General features: G+C 55.9%; 22 protein-coding genes. 7 read left to right on the top strand and 15 right to left on the bottom strand.

The genetic code is table 11. The features are described from left to right. The first annotated feature begins 126 nt into the window (after window positions 1-126). The gene (locus AC6I77_RS08265) at window positions 127-594 is read left to right on the top strand and encodes a hypothetical protein (protein ID WP_003850272.1); all 468 of its coding nucleotides are present in this window, start codon (window positions 127-129) and stop codon (window positions 592-594) included. Here the strand turns inward: AC6I77_RS08265 and AC6I77_RS08270 are convergent, their stop codons facing one another. Genes AC6I77_RS08270 through AC6I77_RS08280 form a run of 3 tightly spaced genes read right to left on the bottom strand, consistent with a single transcriptional unit; the run spans window position 595 to window position 3,691 of the window. Beyond that, window positions 595-2,595, bottom strand: a complete 2,001-nt coding sequence (locus tag AC6I77_RS08270) for an FUSC family protein (protein ID WP_039660341.1) — start codon at window positions 2,593-2,595, stop codon at window positions 595-597. After that, the gene (locus AC6I77_RS08275) at window positions 2,592-3,449 is read right to left on the bottom strand and encodes an efflux RND transporter periplasmic adaptor subunit (RefSeq protein ID WP_003850270.1); all 858 of its coding nucleotides are present in this window, start codon (window positions 3,447-3,449) and stop codon (window positions 2,592-2,594) included. The genes AC6I77_RS08270 and AC6I77_RS08275 overlap by 4 nt, the downstream gene beginning before the upstream one ends. A 5-nt stretch (window positions 3,450-3,454) precedes the next feature. Continuing rightward, a complete protein-coding gene (locus tag AC6I77_RS08280; RefSeq protein WP_003850269.1) occupies window positions 3,455-3,691 on the bottom strand; it encodes a DUF1656 domain-containing protein in 237 nt (78 codons plus the stop codon). A gap of 150 nt (window positions 3,692-3,841) precedes the next feature. Here AC6I77_RS08280 and slyA point away from each other — a divergent pair, with 150 nt between their 5' ends. Then, on the top strand, window positions 3,842-4,279 hold the full coding sequence (gene slyA, locus AC6I77_RS08285) for a transcriptional regulator SlyA (protein WP_003850268.1): 438 nt from the start codon (window positions 3,842-3,844) through the stop codon (window positions 4,277-4,279). 40 nt (window positions 4,280-4,319) lie between these two features. Here slyA and slyB read toward each other — a convergent pair whose 3' ends face one another. Then, window positions 4,320-4,787: an outer membrane lipoprotein SlyB gene (gene slyB / locus AC6I77_RS08290; RefSeq protein ID WP_003850267.1), complete on the bottom strand. Its 468-nt coding sequence runs from the start codon at window positions 4,785-4,787 to the stop codon at window positions 4,320-4,322. Window positions 4,788-5,069: 282 nt separating this feature from the next. Between slyB and anmK the strand changes: the two genes are divergently transcribed. After that, on the top strand, window positions 5,070-6,191 hold the full coding sequence (anmK, locus tag AC6I77_RS08295) for an anhydro-N-acetylmuramic acid kinase (RefSeq protein ID WP_003850265.1): 1,122 nt from the start codon (window positions 5,070-5,072) through the stop codon (window positions 6,189-6,191). Window positions 6,192-6,238: 47 nt separating this feature from the next. Here the strand turns inward: anmK and AC6I77_RS08300 are convergent, their stop codons facing one another. The 3 genes from AC6I77_RS08300 to AC6I77_RS08310 form a co-directional block, all read right to left on the bottom strand. Beyond that, the gene (locus tag AC6I77_RS08300; RefSeq protein ID WP_003850264.1) at window positions 6,239-6,472 is read right to left on the bottom strand and encodes a DUF4060 family protein; all 234 of its coding nucleotides are present in this window, start codon (window positions 6,470-6,472) and stop codon (window positions 6,239-6,241) included. A 228-nt stretch (window positions 6,473-6,700) separates the two neighbouring features. Further along, window positions 6,701-7,912 carry a diguanylate phosphodiesterase gene (locus tag AC6I77_RS08305; RefSeq protein WP_003850263.1) on the bottom strand — a complete coding sequence of 404 codons (1,212 nt, stop codon included), beginning with the start codon at window positions 7,910-7,912 and terminating at the stop codon, window positions 6,701-6,703. 98 nt (window positions 7,913-8,010) lie between these two features. Further along, window positions 8,011-8,535, bottom strand: coding sequence for a GNAT family N-acetyltransferase (locus AC6I77_RS08310; RefSeq protein WP_003850262.1), 525 nt, complete (start codon window positions 8,533-8,535; stop codon window positions 8,011-8,013). A 288-nt stretch (window positions 8,536-8,823) separates the two neighbouring features. Between AC6I77_RS08310 and AC6I77_RS08315 the strand changes: the two genes are divergently transcribed. After that, a complete protein-coding gene (locus AC6I77_RS08315; protein WP_003850261.1) occupies window positions 8,824-9,057 on the top strand; it encodes a hypothetical protein in 234 nt (77 codons plus the stop codon). 154 nt (window positions 9,058-9,211) lie between these two features. Here AC6I77_RS08315 and AC6I77_RS08320 read toward each other — a convergent pair whose 3' ends face one another. Further along, complete coding sequence (locus tag AC6I77_RS08320; protein WP_497816814.1) at window positions 9,212-10,360, bottom strand: MFS transporter; 1,149 nt, start codon at window positions 10,358-10,360, stop codon at window positions 9,212-9,214. Continuing rightward, window positions 10,357-10,899: a TetR/AcrR family transcriptional regulator gene (locus AC6I77_RS08325; protein WP_003850258.1), complete on the bottom strand. Its 543-nt coding sequence runs from the start codon at window positions 10,897-10,899 to the stop codon at window positions 10,357-10,359. Before AC6I77_RS08325 ends, AC6I77_RS08320 begins: the two co-directional genes overlap by 4 nt. 542 nt (window positions 10,900-11,441) lie before the next feature. Between AC6I77_RS08325 and AC6I77_RS08330 the strand changes: the two genes are divergently transcribed. Then, window positions 11,442-11,717 carry a hypothetical protein gene (locus tag AC6I77_RS08330; protein ID WP_003850257.1) on the top strand — a complete coding sequence of 92 codons (276 nt, stop codon included), beginning with the start codon at window positions 11,442-11,444 and terminating at the stop codon, window positions 11,715-11,717. Window positions 11,718-11,817: 100 nt separating this feature from the next. Here AC6I77_RS08330 and budC read toward each other — a convergent pair whose 3' ends face one another. The 4 genes from budC to treZ all read right to left on the bottom strand — a co-directional run bounded on the left by budC (window position 11,818) and on the right by treZ (window position 19,151). After that, window positions 11,818-12,582: a meso-2,3-butanediol dehydrogenase gene (gene budC / locus AC6I77_RS08335; protein ID WP_003850255.1), complete on the bottom strand. Its 765-nt coding sequence runs from the start codon at window positions 12,580-12,582 to the stop codon at window positions 11,818-11,820. Window positions 12,583-12,709: 127 nt separating this feature from the next. Then, on the bottom strand, window positions 12,710-14,785 hold the full coding sequence (glgX, locus tag AC6I77_RS08340; protein ID WP_003850253.1) for a glycogen debranching protein GlgX: 2,076 nt from the start codon (window positions 14,783-14,785) through the stop codon (window positions 12,710-12,712). 56 nt (window positions 14,786-14,841) lie between these two features. Beyond that, window positions 14,842-17,370: a malto-oligosyltrehalose synthase gene (gene treY / locus AC6I77_RS08345; RefSeq protein WP_140915572.1), complete on the bottom strand. Its 2,529-nt coding sequence runs from the start codon at window positions 17,368-17,370 to the stop codon at window positions 14,842-14,844. After that, window positions 17,367-19,151 carry a malto-oligosyltrehalose trehalohydrolase gene (gene treZ / locus AC6I77_RS08350; protein WP_003850248.1) on the bottom strand — a complete coding sequence of 595 codons (1,785 nt, stop codon included), beginning with the start codon at window positions 19,149-19,151 and terminating at the stop codon, window positions 17,367-17,369. The genes treY and treZ overlap by 4 nt, the downstream gene beginning before the upstream one ends. Window positions 19,152-19,577: 426 nt before the next feature. Here treZ and AC6I77_RS08355 point away from each other — a divergent pair, with 426 nt between their 5' ends. Beyond that, window positions 19,578-19,871 carry a hypothetical protein gene (locus AC6I77_RS08355; RefSeq protein ID WP_003850246.1) on the top strand — a complete coding sequence of 98 codons (294 nt, stop codon included), beginning with the start codon at window positions 19,578-19,580 and terminating at the stop codon, window positions 19,869-19,871. A 55-nt stretch (window positions 19,872-19,926) separates the two neighbouring features. On the opposite strand, the gene AC6I77_RS08360 is transcribed toward AC6I77_RS08355, so the two are convergent. After that, window positions 19,927-21,183 (bottom strand): mechanosensitive ion channel family protein, encoded by a 1,257-nt coding sequence (locus AC6I77_RS08360; RefSeq protein WP_003850244.1) that lies wholly within the window; start codon window positions 21,181-21,183, stop codon window positions 19,927-19,929. A gap of 222 nt (window positions 21,184-21,405) precedes the next feature. Between AC6I77_RS08360 and AC6I77_RS08365 the strand changes: the two genes are divergently transcribed. Continuing rightward, the gene (locus AC6I77_RS08365) at window positions 21,406-23,064 is read left to right on the top strand and encodes a methyl-accepting chemotaxis protein (protein ID WP_008926208.1); all 1,659 of its coding nucleotides are present in this window, start codon (window positions 21,406-21,408) and stop codon (window positions 23,062-23,064) included. A 97-nt stretch (window positions 23,065-23,161) separates the two neighbouring features. Here the strand turns inward: AC6I77_RS08365 and katE are convergent, their stop codons facing one another. Next, on the bottom strand, window positions 23,162-25,426 hold the full coding sequence (katE, locus tag AC6I77_RS08370; RefSeq protein WP_003848945.1) for a catalase HPII: 2,265 nt from the start codon (window positions 25,424-25,426) through the stop codon (window positions 23,162-23,164). Window positions 25,427-25,756: the final 330 nt, after the last annotated feature.

Here is a 25,756-nt window from a genome sequence, read left to right on the forward strand (position 1 = left end):
CAGGGCGGCAGATAATGGCCGCCCGATTTTCTCCTGACTGTTTATGAAATGTTGTACCATCCCTGACATTTCCCCCCTATGATGTTGATTCAGGTAAGAAAGCGTGATGGGGAAAGGAGCAGGATAATGAAATTCAAGGGCGCATTACTGCTATGTCTGCTGCTGGTGGGATGCGATAAACCCAATGATACGCAGCTGGTGACCGAAACCGGTCGGGAACTTCAGCGCACCATTGATACCAGCCCGATGCGTGCCACCTGTGAAAAGATTGCTCAGGGTCGTGAATGGCTGAGTCGCAGCAGGGTGCGTAAGCTGGAGGCACAGGGTTGTGATCAGGTTTTTCGTAGCGCAACCGAAACCAATTTCACGGATACCACCATCTATCGTCGCACCATGACGATGGTGTGTGGTGGCATCCACGGTCAAAGTTTTACCGGCACTGAACTGACACGCCGGTTCATCTTTTCACCCGACGAGAAAGCGCTGGTCATTGAACCGATGACCGAGATGGATAAAACCCGCTTTGAAGGTCATAAAACGCTGCAGCAGTTGCAGGAAGATTTTAACCGGCAGCAACAGCAATATTGCCAGTAATCACGCCGGCACCGCCTGTTTCAGTTGTGCGAGCGAACAGCGCAGACGCCAGATAATGCCAGCCAGTTCGCTGGCTTCGTTGTTTTCCAGCGCCAGTAATGCGGTGATACTCTCCTCCAGTTCCCTTAGCATCTGATCCAGCGAGGTGTGGCGCACGCCACGGCTGCTGATGATCTGCTGCAGATTGTGCAGACTGCTATCACGAAACCCTGTCAGGGCCGCCGAACCGGCGCGCCATTCACGCAGTTGCCAGACAATATGTGAGCAGTTGAGTAGCACTACGCCCCAGCGAAGTAGCCAGGTGCGCGCCTGCTCATCCCGGCTATGGCTGAGCTGGCTGATGCGGTGGTAAATCTGCGATTCGAAGCGACTCTCACTGAGTCGGGGCCGCTGCCGCAGCTGATCGAGAAATGCCAGCCGCAGCGCGCGGATATGGCGTCGGCTGCGCCGCGCATCAGAGCTGGGCCGCAGAATCTGGAACGCCAGCCAGGCGAGCAGCACCCCGCAGACTTTGGCAATGTTATCGTTGAAAAAGTCCTGATAATCCCAGGTCGGTGGGTTTGTCACTGCGATAAACGAGCCCATAAAGACGATGAACTGTCCCCACATCCCGGCGCGCTGTTTCTGCTGCAGCTTGAAGAGTTGTAACGTCACCAGCAGCGGAAAGAGAAACAGTAAAAACGGCCACAGCTGACTGATCTGCACCATCAGGCCAAACTTCATCACAAAACTGAACGCAAACAGCCACAGCAGGGTTTTCAGCAGCAACGTGACGCTGCCGCCGGGTGAGGGCACGGAGGCGTAAAGCACGCAGGCAATAGCGGTCAGGGTGAGCGCGGAAGCGCCGGAAGACCATTGTGTATTGATCCAGAAGGCGCAGCCCAGCACGATCACGCAGAAGGTGCGCAGGGCGCTCCAGCCCGCTTCGGCACTGTCACTGTCGCGCGCCAGCGCCGGAACCGGCGGGGGTTGAAAGCGGGTATCGGCATCGGCACGATCCAGCAGACGAATCCAGCGCAGTACGTTGAGGTACATCCAGCAGAAGTAGCGCAGCCGCTGACAAAACGCGCGCTGCCGGTAGTCGCCGTCTGCGCCAGGCGTCACGCTGCGCAGGATTTGCGCAAGACGATATTTATCACACGCCGGTTTCGCCAGCTCAGCCAGCAGGCGCTGCAAGGCTTCAAACAGCGGCTCTGGCGCATCGGGCCAGTTCAGCAACATGCGCCGCAGGCTCGAAAGCACGCTGGTGAGTCGCAGCTGCTGATGCAGCACATAGTTCAGGACGTTGTTCTGTCGGCGAAAGCGGTAGTGGCTCCAGAACGCCTGAATCCGCAGCAGATTCATGGTCAGGATCTGGCTGATGACGTTTTCATGCGCGACACGAATGGTATCACTGGCCGAGGGCTGCAGCAGTAACACCGCATGCTCCAGCAAACGGGCATGCATCTGCTTCAGTGAGGTAATCAGCGCCTCGCCATCCGAGGTACTCGGCAGCACCATCATCATCAATCCGGCGCAGAGAATGCCGGAGATCACCTCGCAGACGCGTGCCTGCGCAATCGTCCACAGCGTGGTGATATCGGTGATATTCACGCTGCTGAAAGCGATGATGGCAGCGGTGTAACCCGCCAGTGAAAACGCGTAAGCGACGTTGTTCTGGTAGTGGTTCGAAATGCCGGTGCAGAGCGCCAGCCAGCCGGCAATGGCAAAGGTAAACAGCCAGGGCTCGTTCAGGGTGTGGCCGGCGATCAGCAGTGCGGCGGTGGCCCCCAGCAGGCTGCCGACAATGCGGCCAAGACTTTTGCTGATCGCGCCGCCAACGGTGGGAAAGCTGATCACGGCGGCAGAGGTCATCGCCCAGTAGGGTTCATCGAGATCCAGTCCATAGGCGATGCTCAGTGCCAGACACATGGCGATCGCGTTACGTAACGCATAGCGCCACTGGCCTCTGTTCGCTTTAATCCAGGGCAGTTGATCCCAGGCCAGCCACTGAACATTCATGGCTGGATGGTGATGGTGCAGCTGGTGCCGGCCACCAGATCAGCATTGGCCGGAAGCGAATCGAGACGAATGCGTACCGGTACCCGCTGCGCCAGCCGCACCCAGGGCACGTTTGGCTTGATATCGGGCACCAGGCCGCTGTCAGTCTCAATGCTCTGGTCATAGATGGCGCGGCCAATGCTGTCTACCTTGCCCTGCAGCCGCATGCTACTGCTGTAGAGCACCACCTGTGCCGTTGCGCCTGGATGAATATGGCGCAGCTTGGTCTCTTCGAAATAGCCCATGACGTAGTAAGAGTGGCTGTCGACCAGGGCAAACAGAGGCGAACCCGCAGTGGCATAGCTGCCGGGCCGAAGCGTGAGATTAGTGATCCAGCCATCCGCCGGTGCGGTCAGCGTTGTCTGTTGCAGATTCCAGCGCGCCCGTTCCCACTCCGCCTGCGCGGCTTTAGTGCTGGCAGCCGCAGCTCCGGCGCTTAAGCGTGCCGCATCGAGATCCTCGGCAGAGATGATGTTGCGCGGCAAGCTGCTGCGCCGGTTAAACTCGTGCTGCGCTTTCGCCAGGTCCGCTTGCGCTTTGCTGAGCTGAGCGGCGGCGTTGTCGAGCGCAATCTGCCACGGCACCGTGTCCAGCGTGACCAGCAGCTCGCCCTTGTGCACAAATTGATTGTCTTTGACCTTCAGTTCCGTAACCCGGCCCGAGACCTGAGGCGTGATATCCACCAGCTCTGCCCGCACTTTCCCGTCACGGGTCCAGGGCGACTGCATGTAGTAGTTCCACAGCCAGCCGCCGGCCAGTAACGCCAGTGCAAAGACAATGAGCGTTGAAAAATATTTTACCGCGTTAAATTTCATATCGATTATCCATGACCGATGAGCCAGAGAGCGGCGGTGACGCACAGCACAAACAGCGAGAGATCAAACAGGGTGGGATGCCAGATATCACCGGAGTAGATCCAGCCGCGCACCAGCGGGTGAATCAGCAGCCAGAAAAAGAAACCGAGGATCACCGCCTTGAACATCGGCGGGAAAAAGAGTGAGGCGCCAACCACCAGATCGGTCAGCGGGTTCTCACCTGAAAAAGCAGGAGTGAGCACGTGATAACATCCTTCGTTAACCCAAACAGCAGACGGGATGCGCTGCCGCGTTATCGTGGCCTGGCCCGGGATTTGTAATTTGTCCTGTAAACTCGCAGAATAGTGTAAAATCTGGCTTGATAGCTAGCAAGCTAATTATAAGGAGATGAAATGGATACGCCCCTCGGAACGGATTTATCTCGCCTGGTGCGCATCTGGCGCGCGTTGATTGATCAGCGGCTGAAACCGCTTGAGCTGACTCAGACACACTGGGTGACGTTGCACAATATTCATCAACTGCCGCCAGAACAGTCGCAGATTCAGTTAGCCAAAGCAATTGGGATTGAACAACCTTCGCTGGTGCGCACGCTGGATCAGCTGGAAGAGAAAGGACTTATAACCCGTTCGACCTGCGCTAACGATCGTCGTGCCAAGCGAATTAAGCTGACGCAGCAGGCTGAGCCAATTATCGAACAGGTTGAGACGGTAATTGATGAGACGCGGGATGACATTCTTTCCGGCATCAGCCAGGAAGAGATCCGTCAGATGGTGACGCTGATCGCCCGGCTTGAGAAAAATATTCTCGAACTTCAGAACAAAGAGAAATAAAAAAACCGACGCACAGGCGTCGGTTTTTTGTTTCACAACATCAGCGAGGTGAAACCGTCACCTGGCTGCCGTTGGATGCCATTGCAACACGCTGGCCAACAGAATAGCGCGAGGCGGCCTGCTTCTGAACCACCATGATGGTGTTGCCATCATCCTTACGGATTTCCAGCTCTACGCCATCCGTTTTATTCACTGCGCCCTGAACGCCCTGACCCGCAACGCCACCCAGAACGGCACCACCGGCTGTCGCCAGGCTACGTCCGGTGCCGCCACCAATGGTATTACCCAGGAAGCCACCTAACACCGCACCACCAATGGCACCGATGACGTTGCTCTCATCGCCGCCCTGGATCTTCACAGGACGAACGGAGACTAAGGTACCGTACGAAACGCTCTGGATTTGCTTTGCTTCACTGGCACTGTAGGTATCACCCGACAGCGTACTGGTATTGCTACAACCTGCGAGCATAGCACCGGTCAGAGCGACCACAATTACACGCTTAATCATTTGAAACTCCTTTAGTCGAGAAGGCGCCACGTTTACCGCTGTATCCTGCACACAGTATAAGACACAAACCTGGCAAATTAATCCCTGTCCGAATAAAACACGGTTGAACGAAGCATAGACTATGCAGGATTAACAATAATTCAATCGTGGTCTAAAAATAGTCCCATAACGTTATCAGTGAGCACGATTGGATAAAAACAATTTAATCATAGAATTAGCGATCATTATTTGTCAGGCTAGCCGCAGACGAATTGCACTTCCTGCCGGAAGTAAGGAATAGCTATGAAATCAGGACGCTATATCGGTGTGATGTCAGGCACCAGCCTGGATGGGGTGGATGTGGTGCTGGCTGCCATTGATGAAAATATGGTGGCACAGCAGGCAAGCTACTGCCATCCGATGCCAGCCGCGCTGCGTCAGGCGATTCTGGGAGTGTGTCAGGGGCAAACTCTGACGCTGTCGCAGCTTGGCCAGCTTGATACCCGCCTCGGCCAGCTCTTTGCTGAAGCCGTGGTGACATTGATGAAGCGTGAAGCGCTGGAGGCCAGTGACATCACGGCGATTGGCTGTCATGGTCAGACCGTCTGGCATGAGCCCCAGAGTGACGCACCTAATACGCTGCAGATAGGTGACAATAATCAGATTGTCGCGGCGACCGGCGTGACGGTGGTGGGTGACTTCCGCCGCCGTGACATGGCGCTGGGTGGGCAGGGTGCGCCGCTGGTGCCTGCCTTTCATCAGGCGCTGCTGATGGATGCCACTGAACGCCGCATGGTGCTGAATATTGGTGGCATTGCCAATCTCTCGCTGCTCATCCCGGGTCAGCCAGTGCGCGGCTTTGATACCGGCCCTGGGAATATGCTGCTGGATGCCTGGATCTGGCGCAATCAGGGGCAGCCGTATGACAAAGATGCACAGTGGGCGCGCAGCGGAACCGTGATTCAGCCACTGCTGGAGGCGCTGTTGCGTGAGCCATGGTTTGCGTTGCCGCCGCCGAAAAGCACCGGGCGCGAACACTTCAATCTTGGCTGGCTTGAACAGCATCTGCGCTATTTCCCGGGGCTGGCCCCACAGGATGTGCAGGCCACACTGGTTGAGCTGAGCGCCATCACTATCACGCAGCAGGTGTTACTCAATGATGGCTGCGACCGTCTGCTGGTGTGTGGCGGCGGGAGTCGTAATCCCCAGCTGATGGCGCGCCTGGCGGCGCATCTTCCTGGAACGGAAGTCACCCCTACTGATGCGGCGGGAATCAGTGGCGATGACATGGAAGCGCTGGCATTTGCGTGGCTGGCGTTTCGCACACTCTCCGGCCTGCCGGGCAATCTGCCTGCGGTAACGGGCGCACGGGAAAAGAGTGTGATTGGCGCAATCTATCCGGCCAATTCTCTCTATCGCCGTTAAGCGGGGATGGCGGGGGCACTTTGCCCCCGCGCTATGACAAGCGGCCGTCAGGCGGCGCCGGAGAGGTGCGTCAGATTGCGGACTCCGGTAATGACCGTAGCAACCATGGTTTCGCGTCGGGTAATCACCTCAACCTGGTAAAACCGGCTGCGGTAGGCGATAGAATAGATAATGGGATGGTACTTATTACCTTCTCCGTAGCGTGAGTAGTGCGCTTCAAGCGCACGGGTCGCTGCCAGGATATGGGAGGGCTCTTTATCACCGCGGATGATTTGCTTCATTCAGTTCCTCAAATGCTGTCCCTGGAGTCACGTCGCACGCATGGCGCGTAGCGCTGGCCTAAACACTGAACATCTGACTGCTAAACATTTAATCACTGACTGGGTAAGGTCTGACTGTGACGCGGGAAGATGACAGAAAGATGATCCCCCGGCGCTGTTAATTATTTAGCAGCCGCCGGGAAATCCAGCAAGGCAGGGGATTGAAAATTCATCCAAATCGTAGTGGAATTAAACCAGCTCGGGCCAGGCGACGGCTGCAAGGCCATTAAGTTGCGGTTGTGAGAACAGGAAACCCTGGAACTGAGTCACGCCTGCCGCTTCAAGCCACATCCACTCTTCTGGCTTTTCAATGCCCTCGGCGATAACGCCGATCTCCAGCGAGGAGCAGCATTTCAGAATGGCATGAATGATCGCCTGCTTGGGCCCGCTTTTATGCACATCCGAAATGATGGCACGATCAATCTTAATCTTGTCGGGCTGAATGCGGGTCAGCAGCGAAAGCCCGGCAAAGCCGGCACCAAAATCATCCAGCGCCAGGCTGATGCCGGCGGCTTTCAGCTGCCTGATAGCGGCTTCAAATGCCTCAGGTTGCGAGATGATTTCATTCTCGGTGAATTCCACCATAATCTGCTCCGGTACCAGCCCCTGGGCAGCAATCTCAGCCAGCAAAAACGGCACCGCGTCGGGCATTTCCACCAGAGTCATCGGCAGCAGATTGATCGACAAGGTCATCCCCTCGATCCCCAACTGCTTTGCCTGGGCAAACGCGACCTTTTTAGAGGTCAGATCAACCTGATAGAGCTGCTCCCGAGACAATCGGGAAAAATAGGCCAGCGGGGATTCACCCTGTGGGCCACGCAGCAGGGCCTCCAGCGAGACAATTTCGCAGGCAAAAGGATCGACGATAGGCTGAAAAGCAAAGCTGACGGCATTCTCAGCCAACAGTGCCGCGTCGCCTTCGCGCTGTTCTGATTCGTTACGGATAAACGTCCAGCCGCTGGCGGCTGGAATTTCAAAATAGTTCTCTTTTTCCCGCGCTTCGACAAAAGTTCGCAGGAACTGCAGGGCACGATCAGCGTAGGTCAGCTGATATTTCGTGGTGCATTTTGCCAGCACCGCTTCCAGCACCGTCTCTTTATCATGCAGCCGCAGATCGAACAGCTCCATTCCGACGTGACCAAAACGACGCGCTGGGGCGTAGTCACGCAGCAGTTCGACCAGATTATGATGGCGCGGGTCCTGGCAAATCCGGCTGTAGACCGCCTTAACCGCCGCCTCTGGACCTTCGAGCAGTTGGAAAAAGTGCGTGCCATTGAACAGCAAAATTCCGGTGACATTGGATGATTTATTGATTTTATTCGCTTTTAACGCCAGATCATTCAGGGTTTTCAGCGGCACATTCTCTGTAATGTGGCTGCGATAAATGATTGTCGACAACATAAAGTTTTCCGGAATTTTTAATTTTTGTTAACACACTTTACCAGAAGGTTCTCTACGGGAGAACGTGGGGCCGTGTGCCTTTCTCGCCAGCGCAATATTTAGTCTTTACTCGGTAACGCTGAATCGCCCAGTCCCAGAGTACGCTGCATAAAAACGGTATCCAGCCAGCGGCCCTGTTTAAAACCCACCGATCGCAGAATGCCGGTCATTTCAAAGCCCGCGGCGCGATGCAGGGCAATCGAACCCTGATTCTCGCTGTCACCAATGTTAGCGATCAACTGGCGATATCCTGCCTGCTCAGCCCACCTGATGGCATGTGCTAACAGATGTGAACCGGCTCCACGCTTTTGAAATCCGGGATCGATATAAATAGAGTCTTCCAGCGTATGCCTGTAGGCATGCCGTGGACGATAGGGGGCCAGATAGCAAAATCCACGGACGTCACCTTCACTGACAGCGACGAACCACGGCAGGCCCGCCTGCTGAACTTTACCTATCCGCTCGCCAATCGCGTCAGCGTCGGGCGGCACGGTCTCAAAGGAGCCGGTTCCGTTAATGACATGCCAGGCGTAGATTTGCTGAATCGCTGTGATGTGGCGCTCATCAGCCTCAAAAATTTCCATTATCTGGTTTTACCCCAAAAATCTGCACCTGGTGAAAAAACAACGGTATAGCGAGAGGTAAGAGGTCGCAATATAAATATTTCGCCTTTCAATGATTTTTTATAGCGCCGTTCTCCAGGAAAAGTCCTGGCAGGTATAGTTAAATAAAACAGGTGGATTTAGTGCCACGACTCAATGGCGGTTAAGCCTATTCTGAAAACGGTGTTCGTCAGATGATCCGGGCCAGAGTTAACGTTATTATCTTTGCAATCAGGGCAGGGGCGATTATTTATCTGGAGGCGTGGCGTGATGCGATTTGTGGATTTTCTGAATAGTAAGCAGGGGCTGCATGCAGCCAGAAATCACTGCTTTGAATTAAATGGCGTGGTGCTGGGCCATTTCACGGCGCTATTTCTGCACGACAATCAGATTATTTTCACTAAAGACGGTAAGCAGTGCGCTGTGCCTTATTACCTGGGTCCTGAAGACGATTTACTCCAGCAGCAAATTAATCCTCGCATTAAAAATATCCGCGCTATCTGATTCGCGCGGGTGATTGTTATCACGCGATAGAGTCCGCCACGTAAAATTATTACGCCTCATTCTCCGGATACCTATTTTCGGGCTGTCTGGCATGGCACGTTAGCGACTATTAATTACGTTTGCCGGCGATTTTATTTCTTTCATCTCCGCCTGTTTATTTAACCGCCTCACCGCTGTTCTCTGCCGGTAAAACAAACAGCAACAGCAGAGCAACGATCGCAAAGAGCGTTAAGGCCGTAGTGGCACCCCAGCAGGCGTAGAGCTGGCCAAACAGCAGCGATCCCACAACCTGACCTACCGCCAGCATAAAAAACAGGATGCCGACGCCAGTCGCCGGGTCTTCGGCGGTGGCGCGAGCGCCCCAGACCAACAGCACGCCCGACAGGGTAACGTAACCTGCGCCGCAACAGGCAACCGCGATACCTAAGCCGATAGATTCACCATGACTCAGGGCCAGCACCAGCAGCGGCAGTGCCATACCACACAATGACAGCCGGTAAACGCCATTTAGCCCTATACGGGCAGCGACCAGGCCGGTTGCCGCACCCACAATGCCTGCACTTCCCGCAATCAGCCAGAGTAAGCGGGCGGTATCTGCATCAACACCGACATGCTGACGCAGAAGCGCCGACCCAAAGCTCCACCAGGCTGCACTGACCAGGCCCGACGTCAGCGCGATACCCATCAGCTGACGCATAGCGCGGCGATACAATCGCTGCTGCCAGTGACGCACTCTGGAGGTACGTTCCGCCGCTTGATCCTTTAACACGCGTATTACCGGCTGCACACAGAACAGTGATAGCAGGGCAAACAGCAGGCAGGCCGCGCGCCAGCCGCCTGGCAGCATGCTCAGGATCACTACCGTCAGGATAATGCCCGCGCTGGTACCTGCATTAATCAGCGTATTTATGCGCGGCTGACGTGCTGCAGGAATTCTGTGACTGACTGCCGCGGCCAGTGCGGGTGAAGCCAGACCAGAACTCAATCCGGCGATAAACAGTCCGGCCGCCAGCATCAGTACTGACGAGGCACTGGCGAGCAGAAGCAGACCTGCCGTTGCACTGAGTGAGGCCAGCAGCGCGGTCACGCGTGTGCCATAGCGATCTGTCAGCGCGGCTGAAGTGAGAATAGTGAAGCAGTAAGCCGCAAAGCTGCATGCCGACAGCAGCCCCGCCTGCTGTGGGGTAAACGGGATATCTGACGAGATAGCGGGCAGCATCAATCCCCATGAGAAGCGGGCCATGCCATAAGTCGCGGCGATCAGACTGAAGCCGGTGAGTGCCAGGGCGGTAGACGATCTCATCCGGTCACGCCGTTTTGACGCAGTAGCTGACGGGCGACCTGAGCCGCCTGTCGGGCTGCGGCGGGACCGGTGAGCAGCGCCGTAGTAATCGCGCCTTCGAAGAGTATCCAGATGGCATCACTCAGTTGCCGATCTTCAGCACCGTACAGATGCGTCACACACTGTGTTATGTAGTGGCGCATTGTGGCACGGAAGGCCAGTGCCTGAGCGGCCAGCTCACTGTCACGCTCAGCGTATTCCCCCCAGGCTTTCAGGAAGAAGCAGCCGTGGGCACCGTTCGCCCTGGTCCAGTCGCCCAGCACCACAAACAGCTGCTCTATCGCCTCTGGCTGTTGCGGTGGCAGCAGTTCAGCCATAAAACGCTGCTCGCGCGCACTCAGCACGGCAGAGGTCAGTGCTTCGCGTGAAGCGAAATGATGATAAAACGTACGCGTAGAGACGCCGGCTTCCCGACAGAGTTGATCGGTGCTGGTGGCGTGAAAGCCATGTGTGTAGAAGAGCCGCTCGGCAGCCTGAATGATATCGTTTCTCTTTTTCATGACTCAAAAGTAAACCGATCGTTTTACTTTTTCAAGCCCATTCCTATTCTTTGCACACGGCGGTATTGATAAATCCCCGACGGCGGGCACACTGGCGCTTCGCTTAAAGGGGCGCTGGAGGCTGCTTTTTTTCTTTTTCAGTCTCTGTTTATCAATACTCATACTTACCCCGGCGGGGGTTAATTTTGTTAGTTGTGATTCTAATCATAACGGAGGGTACTTACAGGGAATGCTTGCCGGTTTAATCATTAGACTGTTGTTTTTAATGCATTATTTTAAGTTTTGCTGATTTATTGATGCATTAGCATTACAAATACAATCGGGGGTGTAAAACGGGTGGGAATGTTTCAGTGCGTCGAATGCCTGAAGCGATGTAAACGGCAAAAAAGGGTATATTCTCAAAGTCAGTTTGAGTTACGCAATAAAGTGGTTTTAGGGATAATTCTCAGTTAGTTTAGTAACACTTCAGATTACAACAAAAACCTCTTACGAATTTTGGTTCGTTTTTTAAGATACATACAGCAACTATCAGGATGACTACCATGCTTAAAGCCAGCTATTATTATCTGTGCCCGCGCCCCATGGGTGGATGGATTTTACACAAAGAAGGTTGCGTTAATCTGTCAAAGAACGACAAACGCATTTTTATTGGTTCACTTTATACCCGCCAGCAGGCGCTGGCCGTGGCAAAAGTTCATCACGCAAATGCTATGCTCTGTAATGCCTGCCTGAGCACGTTTATTTGCCCGACCAGTAGCAGTACGGCAATTAAAACGGCGCGTGCGGCAACGCCAACCCGTCATACGCCAAGACATTAATGTATTCACATTAATTTGCTGTATAAAAAAGAGAATAAAGCGAATTAATCAGGGCAGGTGCTCAGAATATACAGGCAGCGTAATAACGCTGCCCTGATATTTATGCCTGCTTAGGCTGACCATTTGATGCGGTAATTCCGCCATCGACCGGCAAATTAACACCTGTAATATAACTGGCTTCTTCGCTGGCAATAAACAGAATGGCATGGGCGATATCATCGGCTTTCCCGGCGCGCTGCAGCGGAATACGATCGTAAAAGCGCTCCATCAATTCCTGGTCCTGACTGGCATCTTCAGTCAGATCGGTTAAGGTAAAGCCAGGACAGATTGCATTGACCCTTACGCCATCTGCGCCGTAGTCCATAGCCAGCGCACGGGTGAAGTTGGTAATCGCCCCTTTGGCTGCATTATAAATGCTCATGCCCCAGTCGCCGCCTAAGCCGGAAACGGAAGAGATGTTGACCACGTTGCCTTTGCTTTTTAGCAGGGCAGGCATGAAATAGTGCACACCATGGAAAACGCCATCAAGGTCGGTTTTCATCAGGGTTTTCCATGCGTCGAGTCCGACTTCATGAACGCGGCCCTGCACGATAACGCCTGCATTATTCACCAGCACGTCAACACGGCCATATTTCTTCAGCACGGTTTCTGACAACTGCTTAACCTGTTCGGCTTCTGAGACGTCGCATGCTGCCACCAGGTGGTCGCCCGGTGTCATCCCAGCCAGCGTCTCTTCCAGTTTCTGTGCGGTACGTCCCACCAGCACCACTGATGCCCCTTCTTCAGCGAAGCGCTTCGCGCTGGCTTCGCCAATGCCGGACCCGGCACCTGTCACAACCACAACTTTCTGCGTAAATCTGGACATCATGCCTCCTTATCAGCATCAATTCTTACTATTAACAACCGGTTAAGCCTGGCACCCATTGGCAGAAACACAAGCGCAGCGCGAAATGCGCTGCGCCAGATGACGGCTTTTTAACCGGAGTTAACGGCTAGGGACGTCTGAAAAGGGCGAAACTGCGTCCTTCCAGTTCGAAATCCTTCTCTTTGGTGATCACCAGACCGCGCTTCGCGGTGTCGCTGGTGGTCAGCTCCAGCACCCAGCCACCTTCACCGAACTGCGGAATGCGGAACGGCACATTGCCTTCAAACGGGTTAAGCAGCATCAGTACGTCATGCCAGATGCCTTCCTCGGTCTGCAGATCCGGCCGGCCGATATAAACCCCCAGCGTTGAGCCTTCATCCCACTGCTCAGACTGCTGGAAGCCGCCACCGGCGTTAAACCATTTGATATCCATACCGTCGCGCCAGTTTTCGCGGCGCAGCAACGGCTGTTGAGCACGCAGCGTCAGGATCTGACGAGTAAACTCGCGCAGTGCCTCAGCAGACTCTGGCAGGTTATCCCAGTGTACCCAGGAGATTTCGCTGTCCTGACAGTAGCCGTTGTTGTTGCCCATCTGGCTGCGGCCAAATTCGTCGCCTGCCAGCAGCATCGGCGTGCCGTGAGAGAAGATCAGCGTTGCAAGGAAGTTACGTTTCTGACGCTCACGCACCGCGTTAATGCCTTCGTCATCGGTCGGGCCTTCAACGCCGTAGTTGTATGAGCGGTTGTCGTTGTGACCGTCGTTATTATCTTCGCCATTCTCATCGTTATGTTTGTCGTTGTACGACACCAGATCGTTGAGGGTGAAGCCATCGTGTGCGGTAATGAAATTGACGCTGGCCCACGGACGACGGCCGTGCTGATCGTAAAGGTCGCCAGACCCCAGCAGGCGGGCGGCAAAGTCGGTAGAGACGTTGTTGCCTTTCCAGTAATCACGCACGGTATCGCGGTACTGATCGTTCCATTCTGCCCAGCCAGGCGGGAAGCTGCCCACCTGGTAGCCGCCCGGACCGATATCCCAGGGTTCGCCAATCAGCTTTTTCTGCGACAGGATTGGGTCCTGCATGATGGCATCGAAGAAGCCGCCGCGCGGGTCGAATCCATCGGGCTCACGACCGAGAATGGTGCCGAGGTCAAAACGGAAACCGTCGATATGCATCGACTCTGACCAGTAACGCAGGGAGTCGAGCACCATCTGCAGCACGCGCGGATGTGAGGTGTTGACGGTATTGCCGGTGCCGGTGTCGTTGATGTAGTAACGATGCTGGTCTGGCATCGTACGGTAATAGGAAAAGTTATCGATGCCCTTAAACGACAGCGTCGGGCCCAGCTCATTGCCCTCGGCGGTGTGGTTGTAGACCACGTCGAGGATCACTTCGATACCGGCATCATGGAAGGCGCGCACCATGTCACGGAAGCCCTGAATGCCGCGCGGCCCGAAATAGCGGGTCGCGGGCGCAAAGAAGCCCAGCGTGTTGTAACCCCAGAAGTTTTTCAGCCCTTTATCCAGCAGATGCTGATCATCCGGGAACCAGTGCACTGGCAGCAGTTCAACCGAGGTAATGCCCAGGCTTTTAATGTAGTTGACGGTCGATTTATGGCTCATGCCGTCAAAGGTGCCGCGCATCTCCGGTGGCAGTGCCGTGTTGAGCTGCGTGAAGCCTTTGACGTGGGTTTCATAGATGACGGTTTTCGGCCATGGCACGTTCGGGCGGTTTTGATCGTGCCAGTCGAATTCATTAGGATCGATAACCCGGCACTTTGGTGTAAACGGTGCGCTGTCGCGGGTGTCGAACGTCAGATCTTTATCGTCGTGGTAGAGATCGTACGCGAAGTGTGCCTCGTTCCAGGCGATATCACCTGCCAGTTCACGCGCGTACGGGTCGAGCAGTAACTTGTTCGGGTTAAAGCGATGACCATTTTCCGGATCATAAGGGCCATAGACGCGATAGCCATAGAGCGCGCCGGGTTTCAGCCCCGGAATGTAGCCGTGCCACACTTCATGGGTATATTCCGGCAGTTCCAGACGGGCAATTTCCGTTTTGCCGCTGGGATCGTACAGACAGAGTTCAACCCGCTCGGCGTGGGCGCTGAACAGGGCGAAGTTCACGCCCTGACCATCAAAGTTTGCCCCCAGTAAATGGCTGTAACCCGCCGTAATTTCAAAACGCTGACTGTTTGACATTTATGCCTCGTTATTCAATGAACAGATTGACGCGTATAAAACATTAATGCCGGTTTTCATTTTGCGACCAGCACAGCGCACCACTGTGCCGCCAGCGCTGTAAGCGGCAACTGGTCGCCTGCATCAAGCGTTTTACCGCTCAGGACATCCTGATACTCACGCTGGCCCAGTGCTGCAGGCAGGGCGATAACCGTATCAGCCCAGCGCGCGGCGGGTGGCTGATCGAGATTCTCTGGCAGCGCGTTAAACACCCGGCGTGACACAATCACAATCACCGCCTGATCCTGAAGCGTGCGGGCAAAAGCCAGCACCTTATCCTGCTGCTCGCCCTCCGCCGACAGCGCCAGATAGTCGCCGCGACGGAACAGCTCAGGCTGCGCCTGACGCAGCGCCAGCAGCTTCACAATTGCCTGCTGATTGACCTGACCACGCAGCCAGTGTGCTTCGCTGCCGTCGTGCTGTGGCGCGGTAAGCATCGCCGCCAGGGCATCGAAATCAGGCTCGCGGCGGTTATCGGGATCGACCAGGCTGAAGTCCAGCGCCTCGCTGCCCTGGTAAATATCGGGTACGCCAGGTGCGGTAAGTTTCACCACGGTCTGGGTCAGACTGTTAACCAGTCCGGCACGCATAAAGGGTTGCAGCGACTGGCAGAAGTCATTGAGGAATGCGCTGTTAGCGGGCGCGAGCAGGTGACGGGCATAACCCAGCACCGCCTCTTCATAGGCGTCGTTGTTATCGGCCCAGTCGGTGCGGAGTTTGGCTTCACGCAGCGCTTTCTCCACATAGACCACAAAGCGGGCTTCCAGCGCCGCCAGGCCGTCGGCATCCTGCGGCTGAAGCGTCGTGGGCCAGACCCCGGCCAGTGCTTCATACAGCATCCACTCGACGGCCGGCTCCGGTGCCGGACCATCTTTCAGCCGAACGACATGGTCCTGATTGATCTCCCGCCAGCGGCTGACGCACTCGGCCCAGCGCTGCGGCGCTTCGGTCAGCGTATAGAGACGCGCACGGGCATCTTCACCGCGCTTGGTATCGTGCGTTGAGGTGCCTGACAGCGCATCAGGCTGATGTTCGCGCCGCGCCTGCATCTCGGCATGAAACTGATCCAGCGAGAAGTGACGTGCCAGCGGTTCAGCGCCGACTTCATTCAGCGCCAGCGCCATATGCTGACGGAAGAAGAGGGTGTCCTCGACTGACTTCGCCATCAACGGCCCGGTCAGCTGCTGGAAGCGGGTGCGGAACTGCGTGGCATCGTCGCGAGCAGCGTCGGCAACGTCAGCGCGCAGAATACGCGTCAGGAAGTCGAGCGCCTGGGTGTCTGGCGCGTGGTCGCTGGCTTTGACCTCGCTGACCACCTGTTGCAGCAGCGCGGTGTCGGCGGGTGTCAGGCCTTCTGGCGTGCCATAGGTGCGATAAACCGGAAAGGCAACCAGCAGTTCCCGCAGCGCATTTTTCAGTTCCGCCTCCGGCTGTGGTTTGCCGTCTGCATCGGCAATCTTCAGTGCCAGTTGTTGTAACCGGTTAAATTCACCGGCGAAATTGCGGTTCGCCATCAGTAGTTTGGCGGCACGCAGCTCTGCTTTCATGTCAACGGTTTTGCCGATAACGGCCTGATACGCCTTGCGCAGGCCGCTCAGGCGGTCGCTGTCGACCAGCAGATTGGCGAGAGCAGCCATAAACTCATACCCGGTGGTGCCGGAAACCGGCCACTCGTCAGGCAGCTGTTCATTGTCGCCGAGGATTTTCTCCACGGTAAGATAGCAGTCGGGACCGGCAGCCTGGCGTAACTGCTCCAGATAGCCGCGCGGGTCGGCCAGACCATCCACGTGGTCAACGCGCAATCCCTGCACCGCGCCGCTGTGGACCAGTTCGAGGATCAGCTGATGTGCGGCATCAAAGACCGTTTTATCTTCCACACGCACGCCCACCAGACCGGTCACTTCGAAGAAGCGACGGTAGGAGAGATTGTTGGGCGCATCGCGCCAGGAGATCAGTTGCCACGGCTGCTGGTCATGCAGTTCAGCAATCTGTGCGGCATCACGCAGGGCCAGTACGGCCTCTTCCCGATCCTGCCAGGTCTCCGGCTTCAGCGGATAGAAATTATCGAAGTAGGCCAGCGCCGGTTTGCCGGTTTGCGGATCCCGCTGCACGCTGATTTCACCTTTTTCCAGCACCGCCTCAAAAGTGTCACCGAGGAACGGCAGCGTCAGGCGGCGTGACCAGTCGATATCGAAATAATGGGCATAGCGACTCTGTTCGCCATGCTCAATAACGTCGCGCCACCAGGTGTTCTCCAGCGAGGCGGCCATATGGTTAGGGACGATATCGAGAATCAGCCCCAGACCGGCGGCTTTCAGTGCGCCAGCCATGCGATCAAAGCCTTCACGGCCGCCAATCGACGGCTCGATCTGGTTAACGTCGGTCACGTCATAGCCGTGAGTCGACTCTGCGGTCGCGCTGAAGATCGGCGACGCATAGAGATGGCTGATACCCAGCTGTTTCAGGTAGGGCACCAGCGCCGCCGCACGGTCAAAGGTCATGCCGTTGCGGAACTGAATGCGGTACGTTGCGGTTGGAATATTCATTCTGCTTCTCTCTTTTCCAGACGCACGACAATCGCGTTGGGAATCAGTTCGGTGGCGGTCTGCGGCCAGGCAAACAGGGTTTCGCCCGGTAAATCCGGGATCGGCTGCGTGCTGTCGCCGACGTTCAGCGCCAGTGACAGTGTACCCAGCGGGAAGTCCCAGCGAACGGCCAGGAAACCTTCTGACGTTTTCACTATCTGACCGGCATCACCCCCGGCCGTCTGCAGCAGCGGCACAATATGTTCCTGACGCAGCGCCAGCAGATGACGCGTCAGCGCCAGCCACTGCTGACCTTCCGGCGTTTCTGTGCGCGGCCAGTTAAGCTTCGACTGTTCAAAGGTGGTGACATCATTGGGATCCGGCACCGTTTCGCCGTGACCGGCATGGCCTTCAAACTCGCGGGCGCGACCTTCACGCACAGCTTTCGCCAGATCGCCGTGGAAATCGGTAAAGAACAGGAACGGCCGGGTTTCACCATACTCTTCACCCATAAACAGCAGCGGGATGTGCGGCGAGGCCAGTAACATGGCCAGCAGCACCTGCGTCCGCTCTGCACCTGCCAGCGAGACCAGCCTTTCGCCCTGTGCACGGTTACCCGTCTGATCATGGTTCTGGATAAAGTCGACAAAGGCGACAGGCGGCTGACGGCTGCTTTTCACGCCGCGTGGCTCACCCGACTGCGGTGAAACCTCGCCCTGATAGACAAAGCCTTCGGCCAGCGCCCGCGCGACCCGCTGTTCCGGCTGGTCGGCGAAATCCTGGTAGTAAGCGTGCGTTTCACCGGTTGCCAGCACATGCACGGCGTTATGGAAGTCATCGTTCCATTCGCCGGTGAACAGCGGCGCTTCTCCGTTTTCATCACGCGGATGCAGGAAGGTGACGTTACGGCAGTCTTCGGTAGTGAGATGAACAGGGCGGTCGGTAATGGTGGCGCGGATGCGCTCAGCAATCTCAATCAGCACATGTTTTTCGCTCGGATCATCAATCTGATCGATGGCGTCAAAGCGCAGGCCATCCAGATTGAACTCCTGCAGCCAGTAGAGCGGCGCTTCCACGATATAGCGGCGTACCGCATCCACGTCATAGGCGATACCCGCGCCCCACGGCGTCTGGCGCTCTTTGTGGAAGAAGTCTGGCGCCAGCAGCGGCAGATAGTTGCCCTCCGGGCCGAAGTGGTTCAGCACGATATCCAGCACAACAGACAGACCATGGCCGTGCGCCGCATCGATAAAGGCTTTGAAATCATCGGGCGAACCGTAGGCAGCATGGGGTGCATAGAGCAGTACGCCATCGTAGCCCCAGCCGCGATTACCGCCAAACTGCGACACCGGCAGCACTTCAATCATGGTGATGCCGGTTTCAGCCAGCATCGGCAGTTTTTCAATTGCCGCCCGGAAGGTGCCTTCAGGCGTAAAGGTGCCGATGTGCAGTTCGTACACTACCGACTCCTGCCACGGACGGCCCTTCCAGCCTGTGTTTTGCCACTGATACGCATCAGGATCGATCACCAGCGACGGGCCGTTAACCTCCGCTTTCTGAGCACGGGCGGCGGGATCGGGCACGGCCGTGCCATCCGCCAGCACAAAATCATATTCGGCATTTGCTGCCACACCCGCGACCTGGGTTTCAAACCAGCCATCCGCCTGCGGTGTCATTTCAATGTCTTTACCGGAGAGCCGCAGCGTCACGCGTTGCTGACCGGTTGCCCAGAGGCGGAAACGCACCTCATCACTGGCAACCCGTTCAGCGCCCCAACTTTTGAAAAAAGATTTGGATTCCATTCAGTTGCCTCATTTAGCCTGGAAATACGCGATGGTGGCCACCGCGTGAAAAGGATGTCGATGACGTAAGCGTCAGAAATCATAAACCGTGCAGCGAGACCAGGATGCCAGGTGGGCTGGCGCGTCTCTTCAGCCAGAACGCAGGACTGATGTTCAGCGTTATGCGGCGGGAAGGGGGGAGTGAGACCGCTTCCACGCGGCATACAGAAAGTAATCATAGACTAAGATGTTGCAATCGCAGGGCGGCGAGGTGTCTGGTGGCATTAATTTGCGTTAATTACCCTGAATCGGCCTCTGCCTGGGGAAAGGAGACGGTGCAGGCGCAGAAAACCCTGCCGGATAGCGAGGATTCGCTATAAGCTTAAGCGCGATCGCGCAGGTCGTACTGGATGACCTGCGGCGCTGAACACTTCAAAAGGATGTTACGTGAGGAAACGCGTTCTGTTAGCCACGCTTTTACTGCTCGCCGCCTGTTCTAATCGGGTCGGACATCGGCTGGACAACAGTAATCTGCAGCAGATTCATGCCGGTCAGACCACCAAAGCTCAGTTGATTGCGCTGTTTGGTCAGCCTGACAGTGAAACGCCTTACCCGGACGGACAGCGGCTGCTGAAATGGACCTACAGCGAGGCGCGCACCCTGAACACCACCGAGGGGCAGACGCTGACCGTGCAGATGAAAAATGACAAAGTGCTGAACTATGCGCTCAGCAAGAGCTAAGGCTTAGCTAAGTTTACTACGGCGGTGGCAGGAGATTGCCACCGCGCATCATCGGTTACTGTATGCCGCTCTGCTGCGCATCCCGGCTCTCGGGCCGTGGCTGAGCCAGTCGGGCGAAATCGGAACCTGCCGGATGCTGGTAGATTTGCAGTTCAAACACGCGGGCTATTGCATAGATATACTCAAAAATCGCCGCCTGGGTATTTTCATAATCCGCCCAGAAAATTGATGAGGTGAAGCAGTAGATCTCCACCGGCAGCCCATCCGGCGACGGCTTCAGCGGTCGTACCACGATATACATCTCTTTCATAATGTCATCGCGTTGGGCCAGCCAGGCAGACAGGTATTTACGGAACACCATCAGATTAGTGATGCCGTTCTCCATAAACCAGCGTTCGCCGACGGCATTGATATCGCGTCCATCCAGCAGCTCAGTGATCGTTTCGCCTGCAAGGCGGATCTGGCTCATCGATTGCAGCATCTCCTGATTCACAAAGGTGATCGACTTCTGATCCAGATGAAAGCTGCGCATGATGCGGCGCGCACCCGACGAGAACATCGCCTGCCAGTTGGTGTAGGTTTCGGTCAGGAAGTTCTTGGTCGGAATACGTGAAATAGTGTTATCCCAGTTGCGGATAGTGATGGTATGCAGCGCAATGTCGATCACTTCGCCGCTGATGTTTCTGTCCGGCATCTCAATCCAGTCGCCCAGTTGCAGGACATCGTTGGAGGAGAGCTGAATGTTCGCCACCAGCGACAGCAGCGTATGCTGGAAGATCAGCATCAGCACCGCGGCAACCGCACCCAGCGAGGAGATAATAATGGCAGGTGACTTATTGGACATAATCGCCAGAATCATGATTGCGGCGATGATATGCACCAGGATTTTGCCAATCTGGATATAGCCCTTGATCGAGTGATTCTTGCGCTTGGATTTGCGCGTATAGGAGTTGTTAACAATCTCCAGCACTTCGTTGAAGAAGATCGACAGATAGACAAAAAACAGGATGCCGCAGATGGTCTGAATCGCCACTTTCAGGTTTTCAGGCAGGCCTGGCATAAATTGCAGAAAGTTGTAGACCACAATTACCGGCACAAAATTTGACAGCTTCTGAGAGAGGCGAATGTCCTTATCCAGTGGCACACCCTTTTTATGGCTGCTGAAAAAGACCTTCCTGATCACTTTGACGATGAAGAATTTGCAGATCAGGTGAGTGACCAGCCCGGCCACGATCAGCAGCAACAGGCTAAAGCTGATCGACAGCACTCTGTTTCCCTCTATAAAACTCATCAGACTCTGAATGTAATGCATGTTAACCACGTGCGAAAAAGTAAGGGGCGAATTCAACCACAGCACAGGGTCGGTTGTTAAGCGTCAAATGCGTTCAGGCAGAGCCGCAACTTTATTCTGTCCTGAGCGGCGCGCTGGCTGCGCCCGGCAGGTGGCGTCTTGTTAACTTCTTTGTTCGCAGACTCAGATAAATCTCAAGCCAGCCGATAACCACTCTAACTTCTCTGATATGAGCCTGCAGACATGCTTAAAAATCTTAAAATAACCCACGGTATTCTGGCGGTGCTTGCCGTCTTTATTACGTTACTGACCCTGACCGGATTTCTGTTTTACAACGGCGTCTCAAACGCCGACAAAAACTTCGTGGCAGCAGAACAGCTGACCCTGCAGCAGCAGCACCTGAGCGATGCGGTGAAAACCCTGATTAAAACCCGCGTGACCATCAACCGCGTCGCTATCCGTTTCCTGAAAAACCAGCAGGATCCTAAATCACTGGCCGCCATCGCCACGCTGCTGGAGCAGGCGGGCCAGTCTGCGGACAGAGCCGATGCCGACTTTAAAGCCTGGCAGGCGATGCCACGCAAAGAGGGGCAGAGCGAAGCGCAGTCGGCGCAGGTTCAGACCGCCTATCAGCAGATGCATGAGACCATGCTGGCCTCAATTACCTTTTTAAAGCAGGGTAATTACGCGGCCTATGGCAACCTCGAAGCACAGGCGGCGCAGGACCAGCTCGACAGTGCCTATGAGGCCTGGCGTGCGGTGAACATCCAGTTGATGAAAGATACTTCAGAACATAACCAGCGTAGTCTGACAGATGCGCTCTGGGCGCTGCTGACGATTAGCCTGATCACTGGCGTGATTGGCGTGGCGGTCTGGTTGGGACTGCAAAAATTGCTGATTAGTCCGCTGGCCAGGCTGACAGGGCATATGCGCACCATTTCGGCAGGTGATTTAACCTCTGATATTCAGCACGAAGGCCGCAATGAGATGGGCCTGCTGATTCAGGAGCTGCAACAAATGCGCGATGCGCTGGTGGTGACCATTACTTCGGTCGATGACGCGACCCGCTCTATTTTTACCGGTGCCGCGGAAATTTCTGCTGGCAGCACCGATCTCTCTTCCCGTACTGAACAGCAGGCTGCTGCACTGGAACAGACCGCCGCCAGCATGGAGCAGCTCACCTCAACGGTGAAGCTCAACGCAGACAATGCGCAGCAGGCGACAACGGTGTCGAAAGAGGCGTCAGCCACCGCCCTGCAGGGCGGCGAAACCGTTGCCCGCGTTATCGCCAACATGGATCAGATCAGCGAAAGCTCGAATCAGATCGCCGGTATTATCGCCATTATCGACAGCATCGCCTTCCAGACCAATATTCTGGCGCTGAACGCTGCGGTTGAAGCCGCGCGTGCCGGTGAGCAGGGGCGTGGATTCGCCGTTGTCGCAGGTGAAGTACGCTCGCTGGCCGGACGCAGCGCCAGTGCCGCGCAGGAGATTCGTGGATTGATTGACCGCTCAGCCGAGCGCATTAAAACCGGTGCCGGTCACGCTTCCCAGGCGGGTATCGCCATGGAGAGCATCGTGAAGTCGGTGAGCCGGGTGACGCAGTTGATCGAAGAGATCGCTGCCTCCTCCACTGAACAGACCCGTGGTATTGAGCAGGTCTGCATTGCGGTTTCTGAGATGGATGGTGTGACGCAGCAGAACGCCGCGCTGGTAGAGGAGTCCGCGACTGCTGCTGCCTCACTGGAAGAGCAGGCGAGCTACCTGCGTAAAACGGTATCGGTCTTTAAAACCGGCAGCATGCACGCCGCGTTCTCCGCCGCACCGGTTGCGAAGGCGATTGCCGTGCCCAAACGTCAGCCTGTCGCCGTGACAGACAATGAGAACTGGCAGACTTTCTGATAACGGAATATCTGACGGATCACTGCGCACGCGGCCGTGCTACAGTTTCAGCATAAAAAAACCGCCCCCAGGGGCGGTTTTTTATTCACTTAACGCATCAGGCAGGAACGGACTGTGCCTTCTGGCTGCGTGACCAGACGCGGTGCGCTTTCATCGCCTGCGTAAAATCAGACATCAGTGCGTCCTCCGCCGCGTCGCCCTGCACAATGCCTTCTTCCTGATCGGCATCTTCCAGACCGAACTGCGCTTTAAAGCGACGCGCGTCGCCCACCAGACCAATCACCTTGAGGTGTTTGTAGGCTTCCAGCAGGAAGTAGCGGGCATCGCCGCTTAACAGCAGGGCATCAATATTACCATTCGGCACCATCACCGCATCAAAAGTCAGAGACGGCAGGCCGGCGAAGGTGGCATCGATCGGCAGCACAGAACCGTCATCCGCGCGCACCTGGCCCATATGCGGCGCCAGCAGTTTTGTGTGCACACCTTCCGCTTTCAGCGCCTGCAGAATCGCCAGCACATCCGCCGCCTTCACACCATCGCTCAGCAGTAGTGCCACCTGACGGCCTTTAATCTCACCATCCGGGATAGCGTAGAGGCTCAGGCTGTCATCTTTCGTCAGGCCATTCACCGCCGCAGGAGGCTGGATATTGCGCTGCTCATCGGTCAGGGCGAGGCCCAGATTATCCGCTACGCCCTGTGCCAGTTTAGTATCGATGCGTGCCAGAAGATCCACCACGCGCTCACGGATGTAGGCACGGCCCACTTTACTCAGTTCAAATGAGTAGGCACCAATGATGTGCTGCTGTTCGACTTCCGTCTGGCTGTTCCAGAACAGGCGCGGCTGGGAATAATATTCACCGAATGACGGGCTGCGCTCGCGCACTTTGTGGCCCTCAACGCGCTCCTGATAGCTCTCGAAACCGCCGCCTTTCGCAGCCGGTGGCGTTTCGCGCGGCCAGTTGTCGTTGATCGAGTTTGGCTCGTAGTTCGCCGGGTTGGTGTCGATGTCCTGGCGATGCATGCCCTGACGCTGGAAGTTATGGTACGGGCAGGTTGGACGGTTAATCGGGATCTCATGGAAGTTCGGTCCGCCCAGACGACTGATCTGCGTGTCGGTATAGGAGAACAGACGGCCCTGCAGCAGTGGATCGTTGGAGAAATCCAGGCCCGGCACGATATGGCCCGGGTGGAACGCCACCTGCTCGGTTTCCGCAAAGAAGTTATCCGGGTTACGGTTCAGCACCATCTTGCCGACAATTTCCACCGGCACCAGCGCTTCCGGGATCAGCTTGGTGGCATCCAGAATATCGAAGTCGAATTTGAATTCATCCTCTTCCGGGATTAGCTGCAGACCCAGTTCATATTCCGGGAAATCACCGGCTTCAATCGCTTCCCACAGATCGCGGCGATGGAAGTCGGGATCGCGACCGGTCAGTTTCTGCGACTCATCCCACAGCAGCGAAGCTTTACCGGCCACCGGCTTCCAGTGGAAGCGGACAAAGGTCGCTTTGCCTTCGGCGTTGATCAGGCGGAAGGTGTGAATGCCAAAACCTTCCATGGTGCGATAGCTGCGCGGAATACCCCGGTCAGACATCGCCCAGATGACGTTGTGCATGGTTTCCGGCTGCAGAGAGACGTAATCCCAGAAGGTGTCATGGGCACTCTGACCCTGCGGGATTTCATTGTGCGGCTCCGGCTTAACGGCGTGCACAAAGTCAGGGAATTTATGGGCATCCTGAATAAAGAATACCGGCGTGTTGTTACCGACCAGGTCAAAGACACCTTCTTCGGTGTAGAACTTGGCGGCGAAACCGCGGATATCACGTACGGTATCCGCAGAGCCAGCACCACCCTGAACCGTGGAGAAACGCACGAACACCGGCGTGGTCTGCTCGGGGTCGCTCAGGAACTGCGCTTTGGTCAGATCTTTCAGTGAGCGGTAAGGCTGAAAATAGCCGTGTGCGGCAGAACCACGGGCGTGAACGATACGCTCCGGGATACGTTCATGGTCAAAATGCGTAATTTTCTCACGCAGTATAAAGTCTTCCAGCAGCGTCGGACCTCGCGAACCCGCGAGCAGTGAGCTTTGGTCATTGGCGATGCGCGTGCCCTGGTTCGTGGTGAGGGCCTGATGGGTGCCGTTTTTACGGCTGGCTTCAAGCTGGTCAAGTTTGGCGCTGTGTGTCTGTGGCGCTTTCAGGCTGCCCGGGGCGGTGGGCTGTTTGCCTGGCGGGGTCGGTTCGGCTGGGGGCTGATGCGAACCATCTTTCGGTGCCAGCGATCCCAGACCCGGTTCTGATGATTCCGGACCGGTGGTGGGGGCGTGTTCGCTCAGGGGTTTCTTCTCTGTTTCTTTCGACATGAATCTATGCTCCAGCTGTTATTTTACTTTCGACGACACTAAATATAGAACAACCTGAACAATACTGAGGGTAAACCGGCCATTTAACCGCTGTCACTGTCCCTTTTTTGTCCGGCAGAAAAACCACGCTTACGTCTGAATGTCTGTTATCGCTTCGCTTATCCACGCCTTGTGCCGTCTGGCTTAGCGGCGTGTCAGCCCGCACCCGCTATGCTGGCTACCTGCTTTGTAACCCTGTCAGATTCGCCTCTCGCCGGACTGCGTGATATTCCGCGAGAGGGTGAAAATCTATAAATAAAATTAATAGGGAGAGGTGTCATTCCTGATTGA

The sequence above is a fragment of the Pantoea sp. X-Soil-ISGK-259 genome (genome assembly GCF_059730705.1).